The 16,754-nt window shown below is 59.4% G+C and carries 13 protein-coding genes; 9 read left to right on the top strand and 4 right to left on the bottom strand.

Going from position 1 to position 16,754, the window contains the following annotated elements; translation table 11 throughout:
- Together WCA85_RS31135 and WCA85_RS31130 are read left to right on the top strand one after the other, a co-directional pair.
- On the top strand, positions 1-1,402 hold a 1,402-nt coding region (locus tag WCA85_RS31135), incomplete at its 5' end, for a carboxylesterase/lipase family protein (RefSeq protein ID WP_424068874.1).
- 225 nt (positions 1,403-1,627) lie between these two features.
- Positions 1,628-2,170, top strand: a complete 543-nt coding sequence (locus WCA85_RS31130) for a TonB-dependent receptor domain-containing protein (protein ID WP_424068872.1) — start codon at positions 1,628-1,630, stop codon at positions 2,168-2,170.
- A gap of 46 nt (positions 2,171-2,216) precedes the next feature.
- Here WCA85_RS31130 and WCA85_RS31125 read toward each other — a convergent pair whose 3' ends face one another.
- The 4 genes from WCA85_RS31125 to WCA85_RS31110 form a co-directional block, all read right to left on the bottom strand.
- Positions 2,217-2,888 carry an O-methyltransferase gene (locus tag WCA85_RS31125; RefSeq protein WP_424068870.1) on the bottom strand — a complete coding sequence of 224 codons (672 nt, stop codon included), beginning with the start codon at positions 2,886-2,888 and terminating at the stop codon, positions 2,217-2,219.
- A 239-nt stretch (positions 2,889-3,127) separates the two neighbouring features.
- A complete protein-coding gene (locus WCA85_RS31120) occupies positions 3,128-3,316 on the bottom strand; it encodes a hypothetical protein (RefSeq protein WP_424068868.1) in 189 nt (62 codons plus the stop codon).
- Between the two features lie 287 nt (positions 3,317-3,603).
- Positions 3,604-3,936, bottom strand: a complete 333-nt coding sequence (locus WCA85_RS31115) for a DUF1932 domain-containing protein (protein WP_424068866.1) — start codon at positions 3,934-3,936, stop codon at positions 3,604-3,606.
- A 193-nt stretch (positions 3,937-4,129) separates the two neighbouring features.
- Complete coding sequence (locus WCA85_RS31110) at positions 4,130-5,920, bottom strand: acyl-CoA dehydrogenase (RefSeq protein ID WP_424068864.1); 1,791 nt, start codon at positions 5,918-5,920, stop codon at positions 4,130-4,132.
- Positions 5,921-6,331: 411 nt separating this feature from the next.
- Here WCA85_RS31110 and WCA85_RS31105 point away from each other — a divergent pair, with 411 nt between their 5' ends.
- The 7 genes from WCA85_RS31105 to WCA85_RS31075 all read left to right on the top strand — a co-directional run bounded on the left by WCA85_RS31105 (position 6,332) and on the right by WCA85_RS31075 (position 16,690).
- On the top strand, positions 6,332-7,753 hold the full coding sequence (locus tag WCA85_RS31105; RefSeq protein WP_424068862.1) for a TAXI family TRAP transporter solute-binding subunit: 1,422 nt from the start codon (positions 6,332-6,334) through the stop codon (positions 7,751-7,753).
- Between the two features lie 322 nt (positions 7,754-8,075).
- Positions 8,076-10,817 carry an MGH1-like glycoside hydrolase domain-containing protein gene (locus tag WCA85_RS31100; protein WP_424068878.1) on the top strand — a complete coding sequence of 914 codons (2,742 nt, stop codon included), beginning with the start codon at positions 8,076-8,078 and terminating at the stop codon, positions 10,815-10,817.
- A gap of 710 nt (positions 10,818-11,527) precedes the next feature.
- Positions 11,528-12,550 (top strand): DeoR/GlpR family DNA-binding transcription regulator, encoded by a 1,023-nt coding sequence (locus WCA85_RS31095; RefSeq protein ID WP_424068861.1) that lies wholly within the window; start codon positions 11,528-11,530, stop codon positions 12,548-12,550.
- A gap of 108 nt (positions 12,551-12,658) precedes the next feature.
- Positions 12,659-13,645 carry a tagatose kinase gene (locus WCA85_RS31090; RefSeq protein ID WP_424068859.1) on the top strand — a complete coding sequence of 329 codons (987 nt, stop codon included), beginning with the start codon at positions 12,659-12,661 and terminating at the stop codon, positions 13,643-13,645.
- Complete coding sequence (locus tag WCA85_RS31085) at positions 13,638-14,921, top strand: D-tagatose-bisphosphate aldolase, class II, non-catalytic subunit (protein ID WP_424068857.1); 1,284 nt, start codon at positions 13,638-13,640, stop codon at positions 14,919-14,921. The genes WCA85_RS31090 and WCA85_RS31085 overlap by 8 nt, the downstream gene beginning before the upstream one ends.
- Positions 14,922-15,076: 155 nt before the next feature.
- Entirely contained in the window at positions 15,077-15,853 is a 777-nt protein-coding gene (locus WCA85_RS31080) for an L-iditol 2-dehydrogenase (protein ID WP_424068855.1), read from the top strand.
- 60 nt (positions 15,854-15,913) lie between these two features.
- Positions 15,914-16,690 (top strand): GolD/DthD family dehydrogenase, encoded by a 777-nt coding sequence (locus WCA85_RS31075; protein WP_424068853.1) that lies wholly within the window; start codon positions 15,914-15,916, stop codon positions 16,688-16,690.
- Positions 16,691-16,754 lie beyond the last annotated feature (64 nt).

Here is a 16,754-nt window from a genome sequence, read left to right as displayed (position 1 = left end):
ACCCGCTCCCGCATGGGACGGCGTGCGCGACGCGACCCTGCCCGCCAACGCCTGCGCGCAAGCCGCCACCTTCTGGCGTCCCGGCAACGCCGCAAGCTGGAACGAGAACTGTCTTTACCTCAACGTGTGGAAGCCGCGCCACGTCGAGGCACATCTCCCCGTGATCGTCTGGTTCCACGGCGGCGGATGGATCAACGGCGCGAGCAACGACATGCAACCGGTGCAGATCGTCTCGCACGGCAATATCGTCGTGACGGTCGACTACCGGCTCGGCGCGCTCGGCTATCTTTCTCTGCCGTCGCTTGATACTGAATCGGCCGACGGCCAGTCAAGCGGCAACTATGGCGACCTCGACAAAATCCTCGCGTTGCAATGGGTCCGGCAGAATATCGGCGCGTTCGGCGGCGATGCGAACAATGTGACCATCGGCGGGCAATCGGCGGGCGCGGGATCGGTGTGCTGGCTGCTCGCGTCGCCTTCAGCGGCGGGCCTCTTTAACCGGGCGGTGATCGAGAGTATCGGCGACTGCGCGGTCATCAGTCATGACACTGCCGCCGCGCACGGCAAGACCTTTGCCGAAGCAATCGGCTGCGCGGACCCGGCTACCGCACTAGCGTGTCTGCGCAACAAAAGTCCCGCTGAGATCATCGATGCGCAGGCCAAAACCAATCTGACCTGGCGCCCTGTCACCGGCGGTGCGGCACAACCGGTGCCCGTGCTCGACGCGTTCCGCTCGGGCAAGTTCAACCGCGTGCCCGTGCTGGTCGGCAATGTGCGGCATGAGACGCGCGTGTTCGTCTACGAAGGTAACGACATGATCCGCCAGCCGTTGACGGCGGACGGCTATCAATCAGCCGTGCGCAGTCAGCAAGGCGACAAGGCGGACCGCGTGCTCGCCGAGTATCCGGTAAGCGCCTATCCCGCACCCGGTGTCGCACTCGCCGCAGTGCAGACCGACTCGCGGTTCGCGTGCGGCTCGGTGCCGGTGGAAGCCGCGCTATCCAACTGGGTGCCCACCTATACCTATGAGTTCCGCGACGATACCGCGCCGCATACGCCCTATATGGTCGTGCCGCCCTCATTTGAAATTGGCGCCGCGCACACTTCGGAAATGCAGTACATCTGGCGTGGCGATGCGACCACGCCAGTCTCGAGCGGCCAGTCGAGTGGCTTTCTGCCGCTCAGCGTGGCGCAAACTCGGCTCTCGCACATGATGATGCGCTACTGGGCCAGCTTTGCGCGTTTGGGCGACCCCAACACGCCATCGCAAGCGACCTGGCCACGTTACGACGAAGCGAAAACGCAGCGCCTGGGACTCCTGTCCGGTGGCGCCACCGAAATCATTACCGGCGACGCCTACGCCAAGGAACATCACTGCGACTTCTGGGCGTCGATGAAATAACGCTGCAAACCAGCTCGCTCACCGCAATCGACGTGTTGCCTATTCGCGGGTTGCGACCTTTGTTCGCCACGTGAATCTGCAACGCGTGCACGACCAAGCCCCCCTCTTTCCCTTGTAATAATTGAAAATTTACCTTTTGCTTGCCCAGGACGCCGACCTGCGCGCCTGTCGCAACCTCTCGGCCGGCATGAGCGGGTGAAAGATCGCCGGGCAGCGGAGTTGCGGTTGACGGCGATAGTAGGCAGCGCGCCTTCCGATCAGATCAAACAGCCGGTCGCCTACACCGACGCTACGACGATGATCTACGCGACCGACGGCACCCAGCGGCACCGTGGCGTCGAACTGTCGGCGTATGGTGAGCCCATCAAGGGCCTGCGTGTGCTTGGCGGCGTGTCGTACATCGATGCACAGCTCCAGAACACTGACGGCGGCACCTTTAACGGCAACCGGCCTATCGGCGTACCGGCGTGGACGTTCAACGCCAATCTGGAATACGACTTACCCCAGCTGCCGGGGGCAACGTTGATGGCGCGTGCAATCTATACGGGCAAGCAGTATCTCGACGAAGCCAATACGTTGCCGCTCGCCTCGTGGACGCGCTTTGACGTCGGCGCGCGGTATCACACCCAGGTGTTCAGTCACGACACCACGTTCCGCGTGATGGTGACAAACGTCGCCAATCGTGCGTACTGGTCGTCGGCTCTGGGTGGATATTTGACGGAAGGGACGCCACGCACTGCGTGGTTCTCGGTGAGTACGGACTTCTAAATGTAGTCAGGGGCGCCCGTTGCCGTTGGCATGCGGGCCCCGCTTGTCACTCCGTGGACAGGCGCGTCAGCGAAAAACCGTCCCATCCTTTGGATCCTACGGTCTGCATCGCCGTGGTGCTCAGACGCGTATCCGATGCCAGCATGCGCAAGAACTGGCGCAGCCCTACGACATCGTCCTCATGGTTACGCGGGTCGGCCACCCGCCCTCCGCGCGCCACGTTGTCCGCGACGATGATGCCGCCTGGCCGCAGCAACTGCAAAGTGAGCCGCAGGTAGTCCGGGTAGCTCTTCTTGTCCGCGTCGATAAAGACCATGTCGAAGGGCTCGGCCCTCTTGTCGATCAGGCCTTTGAGGCTCTCAATGGCCGGCCCCACCAGAACAGAAGCAATCGACGCCACGCCAGCCCGCGCAAGATTGGCTCGTGCGACTTCGGCGTTGAGCAGATCGATTTCCAGCGACACCAAGGTGCCGCTTGACGGCAGTGCGCGCGCCATCCAGATGGCGCTATAACCGCCCAGCGTGCCGATCTCGAGAACGCGGCGCGCCCCATGAATTTTGGCTAGCAGGTTCAGAAACCTGCCCTGATTTGGCGACACGTTGATGGATCGCAACCCTGCCTCCGCACTCGATTCCAGCGCGGCATCCAGCGCAAGATCGACAGGCAGCAGTTGTTCGCAGAAGAAATGATCCAGCGCGTCCCAGCTATCCTGATCCATCTCTTGACCTCATTCAGTTTGAAACAGCGGCGGCAGCAAGCTGGAACCTTCCTGCCAGCACTACCGCGGAAATTAAGGCACCGCCCGGCGACGAGCGGCAAAGGTTGCCGCAAATGCGACAGGGTGGCGACACGGCAGCGAAACTGCGGCAAAGCGTCAGTAAAATTGTCACTGATCGAGGTTCGACACAGCCAGTCGCGCAGCAGTTCAATGTCACGTCAATGGCGACCTTGGGGGAGTCAGTGGCAACTGATCATGCAGACGGCACCGCCAACTGCGCCGGCGGCACCGAGGCCCAGGCCGAGCCCAAGGGTTTCAATGGAGTTGGCGCATCCTTGCAGACCGCATACAACGGTCAGGATCGCGACGAGCAAAAGTTGCCGGACCGCCTTGGACGAAGTCGCACCGCTTTGACTGGGACGCACCATGATTGTTTCCTTCCGCGTGGGGTCGCTACTGCAGGTAGCTGATTGATCTGCGGCGAGTGTAGCCAGCGAACCCAGATGCGGAACGGACGAATATGCGGCGCAGAATCCGAGCGCTTACCAAACCTTCCGGGCGGAAAGCGAACGGAAATATGCAGCGTCAGCGGGTCGGTCTGGAGGATGATGGTGGATCGGCCACCGAGCGACCGGCGCGGCGTCGCGAGGCCAACGCGGCCCTCGTAGAACATAAGGAACGGGGCTGCGCGCAAGCGCCCTTCTGTGTCGAGCGCCTAATCCCGCTGGAGTCGGTCGAAGAAGCTCCGCCAATCGAACGGCAAGGTGCCGTCGTATTCAATGCCGAACTCGAGCATCGTGTCGATCAGCCCATCCTGAAGTCGTGCGGTCGCCTCGCTCATCGTCGGTTCGATGTCTGCGTCGCGCAGGGTTTGTGCCACTTCGCGCGTTTCCTCCCCGCGGCGCCGTCCATGTTCGGCCACGCGGCTGATGAGGTAGCCAGCCGGGTCCGCATCAGCCCCGAGTTTGCCGAAGGTCTCGCGCAGCGAAGCCAGCACCCGGTCTTCCGCGCCGTAACGGCGCGCATCGAGCGGCTGGATGCCAGTCATGCACCCGGTTCGAGTGATTTGAACATGGACATTGTAGGTCTGATGTTCAGTCGGGCGTCCATCGAACGTGCAGCACTTGTCTTCTGTTTTGGTTATTGGGCAGTCCCGCAAGACAAACGGCGCCTGAAGAGGCGCCGTTTGACATTGCACGTGGTGTTTTCTCAGGCATGCAATCGCACGCCTAGCGTCAACTTCAGAACTGCTCCTCCGACAACGCCAGCACACCTTCATCACCCTTCGCGCTGACAATCGACGCTTCCAGCGCCGTCGCCTGTGACAGCACGTGCTCTGCGTAGAACTGCGCGGTGGCGATCTTCGCGCCATAGAACGACGGATCGTCCGCACGCTTCGCAGAAGCGGCCAGCAACGCGCGCGCCATCTGCCAGCCGCCCAGCACGATACCCGCCAGCTTCAGATATGGCACGCTGCCCGCGAATACCGCATTCGGATCACGCTTCGTGTTCGCGACCACATACTCCACCACCGCCTGCAGCGAACGATGCCCCTGCGCCAGATGACGCTGCATCGATTCGAACGGCGCACCCTGCTGGACGCCGAGCGCCGCGACCGTTTCCGCGATGTCCGCCAGCAAGGATTTCGCCACCGCGCCGCCGTCGCGTACCGTCTTGCGCCCGATCAGGTCGTTTGCCTGGATTGCCGTCGTGCCTTCGTAGATCGGCAGAATGCGCGCGTCGCGATAGTACTGGGCCGCACCGGTCTCTTCGATGAAGCCCATCCCGCCATGAACCTGCACGCCCAGACTCGCGACATCCACCGACAGCTCCGTGCTCCAACCCTTCACGATCGGCACGAGGAACTCATAGATCGCCTGGTGTTCCGCCTGTTTGCCTGCATCAGGATGACGATGGGCGATATCGCAATGCGCCGCCGCCACATAGGCGAGCGCCCGCGACGCCTCGGTCAGCGCACGCATGGTCGAGAGCATACGGCGCACGTCCGGGTGATGGATGATGGTAACCGGCTGCTTCGCCGAGCCATCTACAGGGCGGCTCTGCACGCGCTCCTTCGCGTAAGCGACCGCCTTCTGGTACGCGCGATCTGAGACACCGACGCCCTGCATGCCCACCGCGAAGCGTGCCGCGTTCATCATGATGAACATGTACTCGAGGCCGCGATTCTCCTCGCCAATCAGATGACCGATTGCGCCACCGTGATCGCCGAACTGCAGGACAGCGGTCGGGCTCGCCTTGATGCCGAGCTTGTGTTCGATCGACACGCAATGCACGTCGTTGCGCTCGCCGAGCGACCCATCCGCATTGACCAGGAACTTCGGCACGATGAACAGCGAAATGCCTTTCACGCCTTCCGGTGCATCCGGTGTACGAGCCAGCACGAGATGGGCGATATTCTTCGCCATATCGTGCTCACCCCAGGTAATGAAAATCTTGGTGCCGAACACCTTGAACGAGCCATCACCCTGCGGCTCGGCGCGCGTACGCACCAGCGCGAGATCGGAGCCCGCCTGCGGCTCGGTGAGGTTCATCGTGCCGGTCCACTCGCCGGAGATCAGCTTCGGCACGTAGGTCTGTTTCTGCGCTTCGGTGCCGGCCGTGAGCAGCGCCTCGATTGCACCGTCAGTCAGCAGCGGACACAGCGCGAAGGAGAGATTCGAGGCGTTGAGCATTTCGACGCACGGCGTGGCGATCAGCTTGGGCAGCCCTTGACCTTCGTAGTCGAGCGGATGCTGCACGCCTTGCCAGCCGCCCTCGGCAAACTGCCGGAATGCTTCGGCAAAACCCGGTGTGGCGGTGACCTTGCCGTCTTTCCAGCTGCTCGGGTTGCGGTCGCCTTCGACGTTCAACGGTGCCAGCACTTCGCCGCAGAGTTTGGCGGATTCTTCAAGCACGGCCTGGGCGGTTTCCAGCGTCGCGTCCTCGAAACCGGGCAAAGCCGCGATCTGGTCAAGTGCGGCCAGTTCCGTCATGGCAAACAACATATCTTTCACCGGGGCGGTGTAACTCATCGCGTCTCCACTTTTTTCATGAGCCAAAACTCAATGCGGCAGCGAACAGCCCTCTGTTCGTGTTCATGCCATTGATGGGAGTCTATCCTAGCGCCGGCGGCCGTTTGTTCCCATGTCAAAAGCTGCCCAATGATTGACAAAATCTGCCACTTTCGGGGGGCTGATGTGCTGTTCTCCCGCTCCTGCAGCAGCCGCCATTGAACCTTCCCGCTGCCCGCTCGGGGCAACCCGGGGAAGCATTCGACGATCAGGGGTTCCTTGTACGACGCCATATGGTCGGGTGCCCATGCGATGATTTGCTCTGCTGAAACATCGGCACGGGCGCGAAGGTTAAGGCAAGACAAGCACAAAGTCCTATCATATGGCCTATCGGCCAATCCACATCCTGAAGCTACGCTATCTGTGTCAAAAATGGATAAGCATGCCTCCCCCAAACGTTCTCTGGAGCATCCGGACAAAACCAGCCCAGATGAGCCTGCATTACGCCAAGGCGCCTATCATGTCGCCATCTCATGGCTCGATCTGGTCGTCTCTGTCGGCATAATGGTGATTGTCGGTGCGGTGGTGATCTGGGTGGTCATCCGCGTGATCCAGCCCGCGCCACCCAGTACCCTGACGATCTCCGCGGGTCCGCAGTACAGCCGCTTCTGGTTTGCCGCACAAAAGTACAAGGAGATCCTCGCGCGCAACGGTGTAACGCTGCGCGTGCTAACGTCGTCAGGCACGCTGGAGAACCTCAATCGACTCGCCGATCCCGCCAGTCATGTGGACCTCGGCTTCGTGCAGAGCGGCCTCACGAGTATCCCAAGCGTCATTTCGCCCGACACGCGGCAATCAGGCCTGATGTCGCTCGGCAGCGTCAGCAATTGGCCGCTCTTCGTCTTCTATCGCGGCCCCGATCTCATGCGGCTCTCGGAATTCAAGGGCAAGCGGCTCGCCATCGGCCGCGAAGGCAGCGGAACCCGCCAGATCGTGCTGTTACTGCTGAGGGCAAACGGTGTCGAACCGAACGACGACACGCAGATGCTGCCGCTCGTCGGCGAGGACGCCGTGAACGCGTTGCTGGCGGGCACGGTCGACGTGGCCTTCCTGACGGCTGATTCGGCGCGCCCCGCGCTCATGGAGAAAATGATCCGGACGCCCGATATCCGGCTCTTCAGCTTCACGCAAGCGAAAGCCTACATACGCAGCTTCCCGTTTCTGAGCCAGTTCGAAGTCCCGATGGGCGCGTTCGACCTGGCCGATAACCTGCCGCCCAGATCCACCGACACCATCGCAACGACCGTGGAGCTGATCGCGCGCGACACGCTGCACCCCGCGCTCTCGGACTTGCTCGTCGAGGCCGCCGGCGAGGTTCATAGCGGTGCCAGCCTGCTGCAGAAGGCCGGCGAGTTTCCGGCGCCCGTCGCGCACGATTTCCCGTTGAGCCCGGACGCCGCGCGCTATTACAAGTCCGGCAAGAGCTTCCTGTACCGCGTTATGCCATTCTGGCTCGCGAGCCTCACGAACCGCCTGCTGGTACTGCTCGTGCCCGTATTTGTCCTGCTGATACCGGCGCTGCGCTTCGTGCCACCGCTCTACGCCTGGCGCGTCAAGTCCCGCTTCTACCGGCGCTACGGCGAGCTGATCGCGCTCGAGCGCAGCGTGCTCGACGATCCGTCGGAGGAAAAATACGCCGAGTTCACGAAGAAACTCGATGCGGTCGAGAAGGCACTCAACAAGCTCCAGATGCCGCTCGCCTACGCCGACGAGTTCTACGCGCTACGCGAGCACGTCACCTACGTGCGCTCGCAGATCGGGGCGTTGCGGACCGTTAAGGATTCCGGAACATAGGTCAGGCCGAACGTGAGCGGCTTTGGGAGTTCAATATCTGTTCTGAAGCTGCTGGTGAAGTCGCCAGCCGTGCCCCAATCCAGAAACGGCCACACCCGCCTGCGCCCACTGCTCCGGCGCCAAGGCACGGGAATAGCTGCGCGACCAACTGCCAATGCCGAGGGTCGCGCGCTGCTGGCCTATAATGAATCTCTGGCTGCCCGTCAAAACCTCATTGCCAGTTAGCGCGAAACAGGCTTTTCCAACGTGCTCGCCTTCAAAGGGGCACGAGTACTTTCTCAAGCATCGATTCAGCACGGTCGATTTCGGCTCGGGAGGCTTCATGCGAGCGCAACGCACAATCAATCTACTCCACTCAAAAGAGGGGTCTCGCCTCCATGGGGCGGAACTTGACCGTTGGCGTCGCTGGGGTCCCTATCTGAGCGAACGTCAATGGGGTACCGTTCGTGAGGACTACAGTGAATATGGCACCGCATGGGATTACTTCCCTCATGACCATGCGCGTAGCCGAATGTACCGCTGGGGCGAGGACGGTATTGCCGGATTCGGCAATGACCCGCTCGACTGGTGCGTGTCTATCGCGCTCTGGAACGGCCATGATCCGATCATCAAGGAACGGCTCTTCGGACTAACAAATGAGCAAGGCAATCACGGCGAGGATGTAAAAGAGCTTTACTTCTATCTCGACGGTACACCGACTCATTCGTACATGAAGATGCTGTACAAATATCCTCAGGATGCCTATCCGTATCAGGATCTGATCGACGAGAACCGGCGACGCAGCGCCGACGAGCCGGAGTACGAAATCCTCGACACGGGTGTATTTGACGACAACCGCTACTTTGACATCGTCGTCGAGTATGCAAAGCACACACCCGACGATATCGTGATGCGCGTTACCATCGAAAACCGCGCCGACAGCTTGGCGGTGCTGCACGTCTTGCCGCAATTCTGGGCGCGCAACAGGTGGGCATGGTCCGGCAAGGGCGGCAAACCCTCGCTCACGTTGGAGCCCGGTGCGGGGGAAAGCGCACGCGTCGTTGCCCATAATCCTGCGCTTGGAACCACGATCGTGACGGCGTCGGCACAACAGCCAGTCGAATGGCTCTTCTGCGAAAATGAAACGAACGTGCGCCGCATTTTCGGCTTGGCTGGAACGGGACCGTTCAAGGACGGCATCAACGACTACCTCATTGATGGCGACGAGCAGGCAATCCGACGCGACAAGGGCACCCGCGCTGCTGCGCATGTGTACCTGCAACTCGCTCCTCACGAAACATCAGTGCTATATCTGCGCTGGCGTCCCGAATCGACTCTTGAAGCCGTTCCTCTGGATTTGAACGCGCTGTTCGCGCGCCGAAAAGCAGAGGCCGACGAATTCTATTCCGTACTTCAGCACGACATCGCCGACGCCGACGCACGGCTCGTGCAACGTCAGGCGCTTGCCGGGATGCTGTGGTCGAAGCAGTATTACCAGTTCGACGTGACCCGTTGGCACGACGGTGACCCCGGCCAACCGAAGCCACCGAACTCACGTCGACATGGCCGCAACGCGGACTGGCGCCACATGTGTAACGGCGACATCGTGTCGATGCCAGACAAATGGGAATACCCCTGGTACGCATCCTGGGACCTCGCGTTTCATGCGGTCGCTTTCGCAGCGATGGATCCCGATTTCGCGAAGAAGCAATTGTTGCTACTCGTGAAGGACCGCTATATGCACCCCAACGGGCAGTTGCCCGCTTACGAGTGGGCCTTCAGCGACGCGAACCCGCCGGTCCATGCGTGGGCAACATGGCGCGTGTACGAACTTGACCGCGAGGTGACAGGCGTTGGTGATTCCGCTTTTCTTGAAATGATGTTTCACAAGCTATTGCTGAATTTCTCGTGGTGGGTCAACCGCAAGGATGCCGATGATCGCAACATTTTTCAGGGCGGCTTTCTCGGACTCGACAACGTGGGCATCTTCGACCGGTCGTCACCGTGTCCGATCGGTGGCCGCATCGATCAGGCCGATGGCACCGCATGGATGGCCTCGTACTCGCTCGATCTAATGCAGATTGGGCTCGAACTGGCGATGAAAAATGACGCTTACATTGAGATCGCGATCAAGTTCTTCGAGCATTTCCTTTATATTGCAGAGGCGATCAGTTGCGGCGATGGCTGCCGTACTGGATTGTGGGACGATCACGATGAATTCTTCTATGACTTGCTGCACCTTCCCGATGGAACCAGCACGCCGATGCGCATTCGGTCGATTGTCGGACTGATCCCGCTGTTTGCCGTTCACGTGCTCGAAGAGCGGGTGTATGGCCATCTCCCTGGATTGCGTGAACGGCTAGCATGGTTTCTCGATCATCGGCCGAATCTTGCAAAACTGGTGTCGCGCTGGACCGAACCCGGAAAGGGAAACACCACGCTGCTTTCTCTGCTGCGCGGGTATCGGATGTCCGCGCTGTTGCGTCGGGCGCTTGACGAGAGTGAATTTCTGTCCGAGCACGGCGTGCGTGCGCTGACACGCGTACACCATGATGCGCCGTATGTCTTCGATCATGGCGGTGCGAGCTTCTGCGTCAAGTATTTGCCTGGCGAATCAGACTCGGGTGTGTTTGGCGGCAATTCGAACTGGCGTGGACCGGTCTGGATACCAGTCAATTACCTGCTGATCGAATCCCTCTATGAGTTTCATCGTTACTATGGCGATGAGTTTCGCGTCGAATATCCAACGGGTTCGGGCAATCGCTTTTCGCTGAGCGAGATTGCCGACGACCTCGCGAAGCGTGTTACCACGCTGTTCCTCAAAGATGCACAGGGCCTGCGACCCGTGATGGCAGCTTATCCGATGCTGCAGGCCGATCCCCGCTCGCAGGATCTCGTTCTCTTCCATGAGTACTTTCACGGCGACAACGGACGTGGCGTCGGCGCTTCGCATCAGACCGGCTGGAGCGGACTCGTCGCGCTACTGCTCCAGCCACGCATGATGAAGCTCTCCCACATGGCGCCTGGTCCTATATCGGCAGCAGCGCCGCTGGACGAAGACACTGCACCGGCCATGATGCGATAGCAGTAAGACGAAGGCCACTTTTTGCAGCGCTTGCAAGTTGAGCGATCCGAGCCAAAAACGGGGGGCGGCTCTGAGAATTGCGCTATTAGTAGTCGGCTATCGCAGCTTCATCATCTCCGGGTTTGTGGGCCGATTAATCCACAACGAGCCTTTGATCTTTGCAGTCAAGCCCGATCTCACTGTGGACGGCTGACCTCGGATCAGACCTTGGCAGCATTTCATATCGTTTTTCCGCAATGTGCGCATCGGCGTAACCGAAACGATCTCCGCCTATCTGATGCCTATGCGGCTATCCACAGTGACGCAACGGTTCGGAAACCTTACGATATAAGTCGTTGAGGCTGAGCGCGAAGCCATTGAACAAGACCTCGTCGATGGAAGTATCGGTATTGCACTGATCCTTATATCGAACAGTGCCGAGGTTAGTGATCTAAAGTACAAAACGATACTTCGTTATCCTCGCAGGCTTTGGACGCATCCCGATCATCCGCTTCTGGAGGCGCAAGTTGTCAAGTTGAGGCCGGCAACGGTGTCGAGTCGGCGCCCTCGCGCACTACTGCTTTCTCCCTCATTTGAAAGTCACTCCTCTCCGAAGTCAGTCTTATGCGCTGACGAGGAGGCAGTTCGTTGATGGCGTCGCCGAACAACCGGGGTCTTTCGCCTCGGCGAGCAGGATCTGCTCCGCACGATCGCGCAATCCCAGCGACTCCATGTTCGCCGCCGCCGGCAGCAAGGTGGCCGCGGACGCCTCCCCGGGGATCAACGAAGTCGGTTCTCTCCGAGAATCGCCTTCCGAGCCTAATCGGACCCCAAATCTCTTTAGGGAAAACGACTATGTCTGGCACATAGATATTCCTTGGCCTTCTTTCGAATCGAAACTAGACTCTTTCGAAACAAAAGAGTTTTCTTTCGAGGTCCAAGACATGTTGGCAAACAAGAGTTCCCTGAAACGCCGGCTGCAGATCGTTGAGCTTGTCCGCAAGCGCGGCGAGGTATCGGTCGAGGAGCTTAGTCAGGCTTTCGAAGTGTCGAGCGTCACGATTCGTACCGACCTGAACTACCTTGAACAGCAGCGATACCTCATTCGGTCTTTTGGGAAGGCCCGATACCTGGCGCAGCGGCCCAGTGAGAGCGTCCTGGTGCCGGTGGCCGATGGTGCGGCGCAAAAAGCGTATGAAATGACAATCGCCCGGTTCGCAGCAGAAACGGTCGATGACCATGAGTCGCTGATGCTGGGTGCTGGCGACATCTGCCACAAGGTCCTTCCATTTCTTTCCGACCGGTCAAATCTTGCACTGCTGGTGCAAGACATCGGTATGGCCCAGACAGCACAACGCTTTGTTCACTGCGAACTGCTACTAACCGGTGGGCAGCTTGACCAGAACGCGACAGCCATGACCGGTCCCGACGCAGAAGCGTCCGTGGCGCGCAGATCACTCGACCTGTGCATTCTTGAAGCAGCGGGTGTTGACCGGGACGGCAACCTCTTTTGCGCTGACCCTGCGGTAGCCCGCGTATTCGAGGCCGGCAGACGTGCCTCCGCGCGAACGGTCGTGGTTGCTTATCAGCCGCAACTGGCCGAATGCGACGGTGAGATCTTCGCCAATCTTTCGGACATCAATGTCCTGTTGCTTGATGATGGAATCGATTCGCCAACGATGGACTTGATGCCGAGCAAAGGGTTTCGGCTTGAACGCAGAGAAAGCGGAATACTCGAGTTCCGCAAGCCTTGATCAACAACAGGATGAATGTGGTGGGTGACCCGTATTTTTACCAACCTATCGTGAAGGACGCCGCGATTCCATTCGCCGCCTGCATCGATGTTCAAACGAAGAAGCGCCATGGCTAACACTGAACTGCATAAAGCCGGGAAGACCGGTTACATCCTGACGATGGGCGAAATACTCGTCGAGATCATGGCGGCCGAACGCGGGCAGACCTTTCGCCGTCCCGGCACCCTGATCGGTCCGTATCCGAGCGGCGCGCCAGCCATTTTCATTGATCAGGTGGCCCGCGCAGGCAGTCGGTGCGCAATAATCGGCTGCGTGGGCGATGACGACTTCGGTGTACTGAACGTGGAACGCCTCTGCGCCGACGGCGTCAATGTGTCGGGAATCTCTGTCATCAAGACTGCGACAACGGGCAGCGCTTTCGTTACGTATCGTGAGGACGGCGAGCGCGATTTCATCTTCAACATCGCCAATAGCGCGTCGGGGCAGCTTGCGGTCGGCAATATCAGGGACGACCTGCTGAAAGACTGCAAGCATTTTCACGTGATGGGCTCGTCACTGTTTTCGTTTCGCATCATCGAAGCGATGAAGAAAGTCATCGAGACCGTTAAGGGGCACGGCGGAACGGTGAGTTTCGATCCGAACATTCGCAAGGAGATGCTACGAATCCCCGAAATGCGCGAGGCGCTCGATTTCATTCTCGACTACACGGACGTCTTCCTGCCAAGCGGTCATGAGGTCACTTTGCTGGCCAGTGCAAGTACCGAACAAGGTGCTATCGAGGAACTTCTGAAGCGAGGCGTTCGCGAAGTCGTCGTCAAGCGCGGCAAGGACGGGTGCAGCTTTTTCGACGGAAAAAATGAAATTCGCGTTCCCCCTTTCCGCGTCAAGGAAGTCGATCCGACCGGGGCCGGTGACTGCTTTGGAGGAACCTACGTCGCCTGTCGTTCGCAGGGCTTCGATGCCGAAACGGCATTGCGCTATGCGTGCGCCAGCGGCGCGCGAGCCGTCACATTCCGGGGACCCATGGAAGGGACCGCGACCCTCGCCGAACTCGACGAGTTCATTTTGAAGAATGGGGAGCAACATCATGCATAACGTCGTTGCGCGCCTTTCCGGTGATGTTCAGGCATCACAAAAGCTTAAGGGAATCTATTCCATCTGTTCTGCTCATCCCTGGGTGCTCGGCGCTGCCATGAAGCAGGCCCTGGACGACGGTACGCCGCTTCTGATCGAATCGACTTCGAATCAGGTGGACCAGTTTGGTGGATACACCGGAATGAAACCGGCAGATTTTGTGCGCTTCGTCCATCTGATTGCGGATCGTGTGGGACTTCCAGGAGACAGACTGATTCTTGGCGGCGACCACCTTGGACCAAACACCTGGCGGCACCTTCCTTCCGAAGAAGCGATGCTTCACGCCGACGCACTGATTGATGCCTATGTGTCGGCGGGATTCACAAAGATCCATCTCGATACCAGCATGAGTTGCGCCGACGATCCTGCCCGATTGTCAGATGCAGTGGTCGCCGAACGTGCGTCACGCCTTTGTGCGATTGCTGAAGCAGCCGCCCATCGCGAAGCCAAGGAACAAAAGCCGGTTTACATCATTGGTACAGAAGTGCCCGTACCCGGCGGTGCTGCGGAAGAACTTGAAACGGTCGAAGTGACGCATTGGGAGGCTGCGCTGGACACAGTCGCCGTCCATCGCGATGCGTGGCGTGTCCGTGGGCTGGATGCTGCGTGGGAGCGCGTGATCGGCCTGGTCGTGCAGCCCGGAGTGGAATTCGATCACACGAAGGTTGTTAACTACAAGCCTGAACTGGCGACCGAGCTTTCCCGCGTCCTTGAACAACTGCCGGGGCTGGTCTTCGAAGCCCACTCGACGGACTATCAGACACCTGAGTCGCTGGCTGCACTCGTGCGGGACGGCTTTGCCATTCTCAAGGTGGGGCCTGGCGTGACATTCGCATTGCGAGAGGCACTCTACGCACTGGCAGACATCGAGTCTGAACTGATCGCGGAACGGGATCGTTCGAACCTGCGCCAGGTCGTAGAAAAAATCATGCTCGCGAAGCCGGGCAACTGGGAAAAGTATTATCACGGCGACGATCAGGAAAAGCGGCTGCTGCGTACGTACAGCTACAGCGATCGCGTCCGGTACTACTGGGCTGATCCCGCGATCGACTCGGCGGCTCAAAAGCTGATCAGCAACCTTAATGCCGTCTCCATACCCGAAAACCTGCTAAGCCGCTACCTGCCAGATCAATATTGGCAGCTTCGACGCGGCGAAATTGATGCGTCTCCTATGAGCATCGTGCAGAGCAAGGTTCGCAACGTCATCGGCATATATGCCGATGCATGCATCGCTTGATGACCTGATTACCTTCAGTCGTGGTTGTCCTTGCCGGCCAGATTAAAAACCATAATAAATAGCACTACTTATGTTAAATGCGAGCCGTTTGGCAAGTTCCACTGGCAGCATGAAGTTAAACAAAACGAAGCTTTATCCGAATCAGGAGACTGGAAATGCAGATGAAAGACAAGGTTGCAATCGTAACCGGCGGCGCAGCGGGAATTGGCGAGGCAGTCGTACGCCGCTACCTGAAGGAAGGCGCCAACGTGGTTGTCGTCGACGTCAAGCCCGCATCAGAGCTTGAGGCGACCTACGCGGATGCAGCAAAGGAAAAGTTGCTTCTACTTCAGGCAGACGTGACGAAGCGTGACGGCATCGAAGCCATCGTTCGCTCAACGATTGAGCGTTTCGGCCGGATCGATGTTCTGTTCAACAACGCAGCGGTTTTTGACATGCGGCCCATCCTCGATGAGTCGTGGGACATTTTTGATCGCCTCTTTTCAGTGAATGTGAAGGGGATGTTTTTCCTGATGCAACGCGTAGCCCAACAAATGGTCGACCAGGGCGGCGGCGGAAAGATCATCAATATGGCATCGCAGGCGGGAAGCCGTGGTGAAGCGCTGGTGGCCCACTACTGCGCGAGCAAGGCTGCGGTTATCAGCTATACGCAGTCGGCAGCACTGGCGCTCGCTGCGCATCGCATCAATGTCAACGGAATTGCGCCTGGGGTAATTGATACCCCGATGTGGAAGGAAGTCGATGCGCTCTTTTCTCGTTACGAAAACCGGCCGCTTGGTGAAAAAAAGCGCCTTGTTGGAGAGGCGGTCCCGCTTGGGCGCATGGGACGGCCCGACGAGTTGACGGGTGCAGCGGTTTTCCTCGCTTCAGCGGATGCCGACTACATCACTGCACAGACGCTCAACGTCGACGGGGGGAACTGGATGAGTTAGAGGCGCGGTCGATGGGGGCGATGCTGCTCGAGTCCGCATATCACGCCATTTCAGAAACAAATGATCAAGGAAACCATCGTGCTCACCCAATCGAACACTGCATACGATTTTGCAGGCACCGTCGTCGCCATTACCGGTGCGGCATCCGGTATCGGCCACAAGACAGCTGAACTGTTCGCAAGATCCGGCGCCACCGTCGCGCTCATGGACCTTTTGCCCTCCGTCGCGGAGGTCGCCTCGGCGTTGGGCCCGACGCATCAGGGATGGACCGTGGACGTCAGTGACGCTGCATCGGTCGCCCGCGTAGCGAACGAAATTAACGCGCAATTCGGCCGCGTGGATGTGCTGGTCAACAACGCAGGGATCGGGCCGCTGGCTCCGGCGAAAGACTTTCCTCTGCAGACGTGGGACAAGACGATCGCGGTCAACCTGACCGGACCGTTTCTGGTCGCCCGCGAATTCGCCCCGGGTATGCTCGCACGCAGAAGCGGACGAATTATCAATCTGGCGTCGCAAGCAGCCGTGATCGGTATCGAAGGGCACCTCGCCTATTGCGCAAGCAAGGCAGGAATTATTGGCATAACTAATTGCATGGCGCTCGAATGGGCGCCGATGGGCGTCACCGTCAACGCCATTTCACCTACGGTTGTGGAGACTGAGCTCGGGCTGAGTGGCTGGGCCGGAGAAACGGGCGATCGCGCCCGCGCTGCGATCCCGACTCGCCGGTTTGCGAAGCCCGCGGAGATTGCCGCTGCAATCCTGTATCTCGCGAGCACCGAGGCGGCCATGATAAACGGGGCGAATCTGCTGATCGATGGTGGGTACACCATTACGTGACTCATTGAGGGCAGTGCTTGACGGACCGAGCAGGGACTGCGCGCGGACCTCTGGAGTCGGTGAT

This window comes from Paraburkholderia sp., from assembly GCF_049581445.1.
Classification (GTDB): domain Bacteria; phylum Pseudomonadota; class Gammaproteobacteria; order Burkholderiales; family Burkholderiaceae; genus Paraburkholderia.
Note: the sequence above shows the minus strand (reverse complement) of the source record. Positions and strands in the feature narration are given on the sequence as shown.

Bases quoted from the DNA above. Each gene is read 5' to 3' on its own strand.
- WCA85_RS31110 (WP_424068864.1), bottom strand. From the start codon at position 5,920: ATGAGTTACACCGCCCCGGTGAAAGATATGTTGTTTGCCATGACGGAA.
- WCA85_RS31090 (WP_424068859.1), top strand. From the start codon at position 12,659: ATGGCTAACACTGAACTGCATAAAGCCGGGAAGACCGGTTACATCCTG.
- WCA85_RS31100 (WP_424068878.1), top strand. From the start codon at position 8,076: ATGCGAGCGCAACGCACAATCAATCTACTCCACTCAAAAGAGGGGTCT.
- WCA85_RS31120 (WP_424068868.1), bottom strand. From the start codon at position 3,316: ATGGTGCGTCCCAGTCAAAGCGGTGCGACTTCGTCCAAGGCGGTCCGG.
- WCA85_RS31075 (WP_424068853.1), top strand. From the start codon at position 15,914: ATGATCAAGGAAACCATCGTGCTCACCCAATCGAACACTGCATACGAT.
- WCA85_RS31125 (WP_424068870.1), bottom strand. From the start codon at position 2,888: ATGGATCAGGATAGCTGGGACGCGCTGGATCATTTCTTCTGCGAACAA.
- WCA85_RS31095 (WP_424068861.1), top strand. From the start codon at position 11,528: ATGTTCGCCGCCGCCGGCAGCAAGGTGGCCGCGGACGCCTCCCCGGGG.
- WCA85_RS31115 (WP_424068866.1), bottom strand. From the start codon at position 3,936: ATGACTGGCATCCAGCCGCTCGATGCGCGCCGTTACGGCGCGGAAGAC.
- WCA85_RS31085 (WP_424068857.1), top strand. From the start codon at position 13,638: ATGCATAACGTCGTTGCGCGCCTTTCCGGTGATGTTCAGGCATCACAA.
- WCA85_RS31080 (WP_424068855.1), top strand. From the start codon at position 15,077: ATGCAGATGAAAGACAAGGTTGCAATCGTAACCGGCGGCGCAGCGGGA.
- WCA85_RS31105 (WP_424068862.1), top strand. From the start codon at position 6,332: ATGGATAAGCATGCCTCCCCCAAACGTTCTCTGGAGCATCCGGACAAA.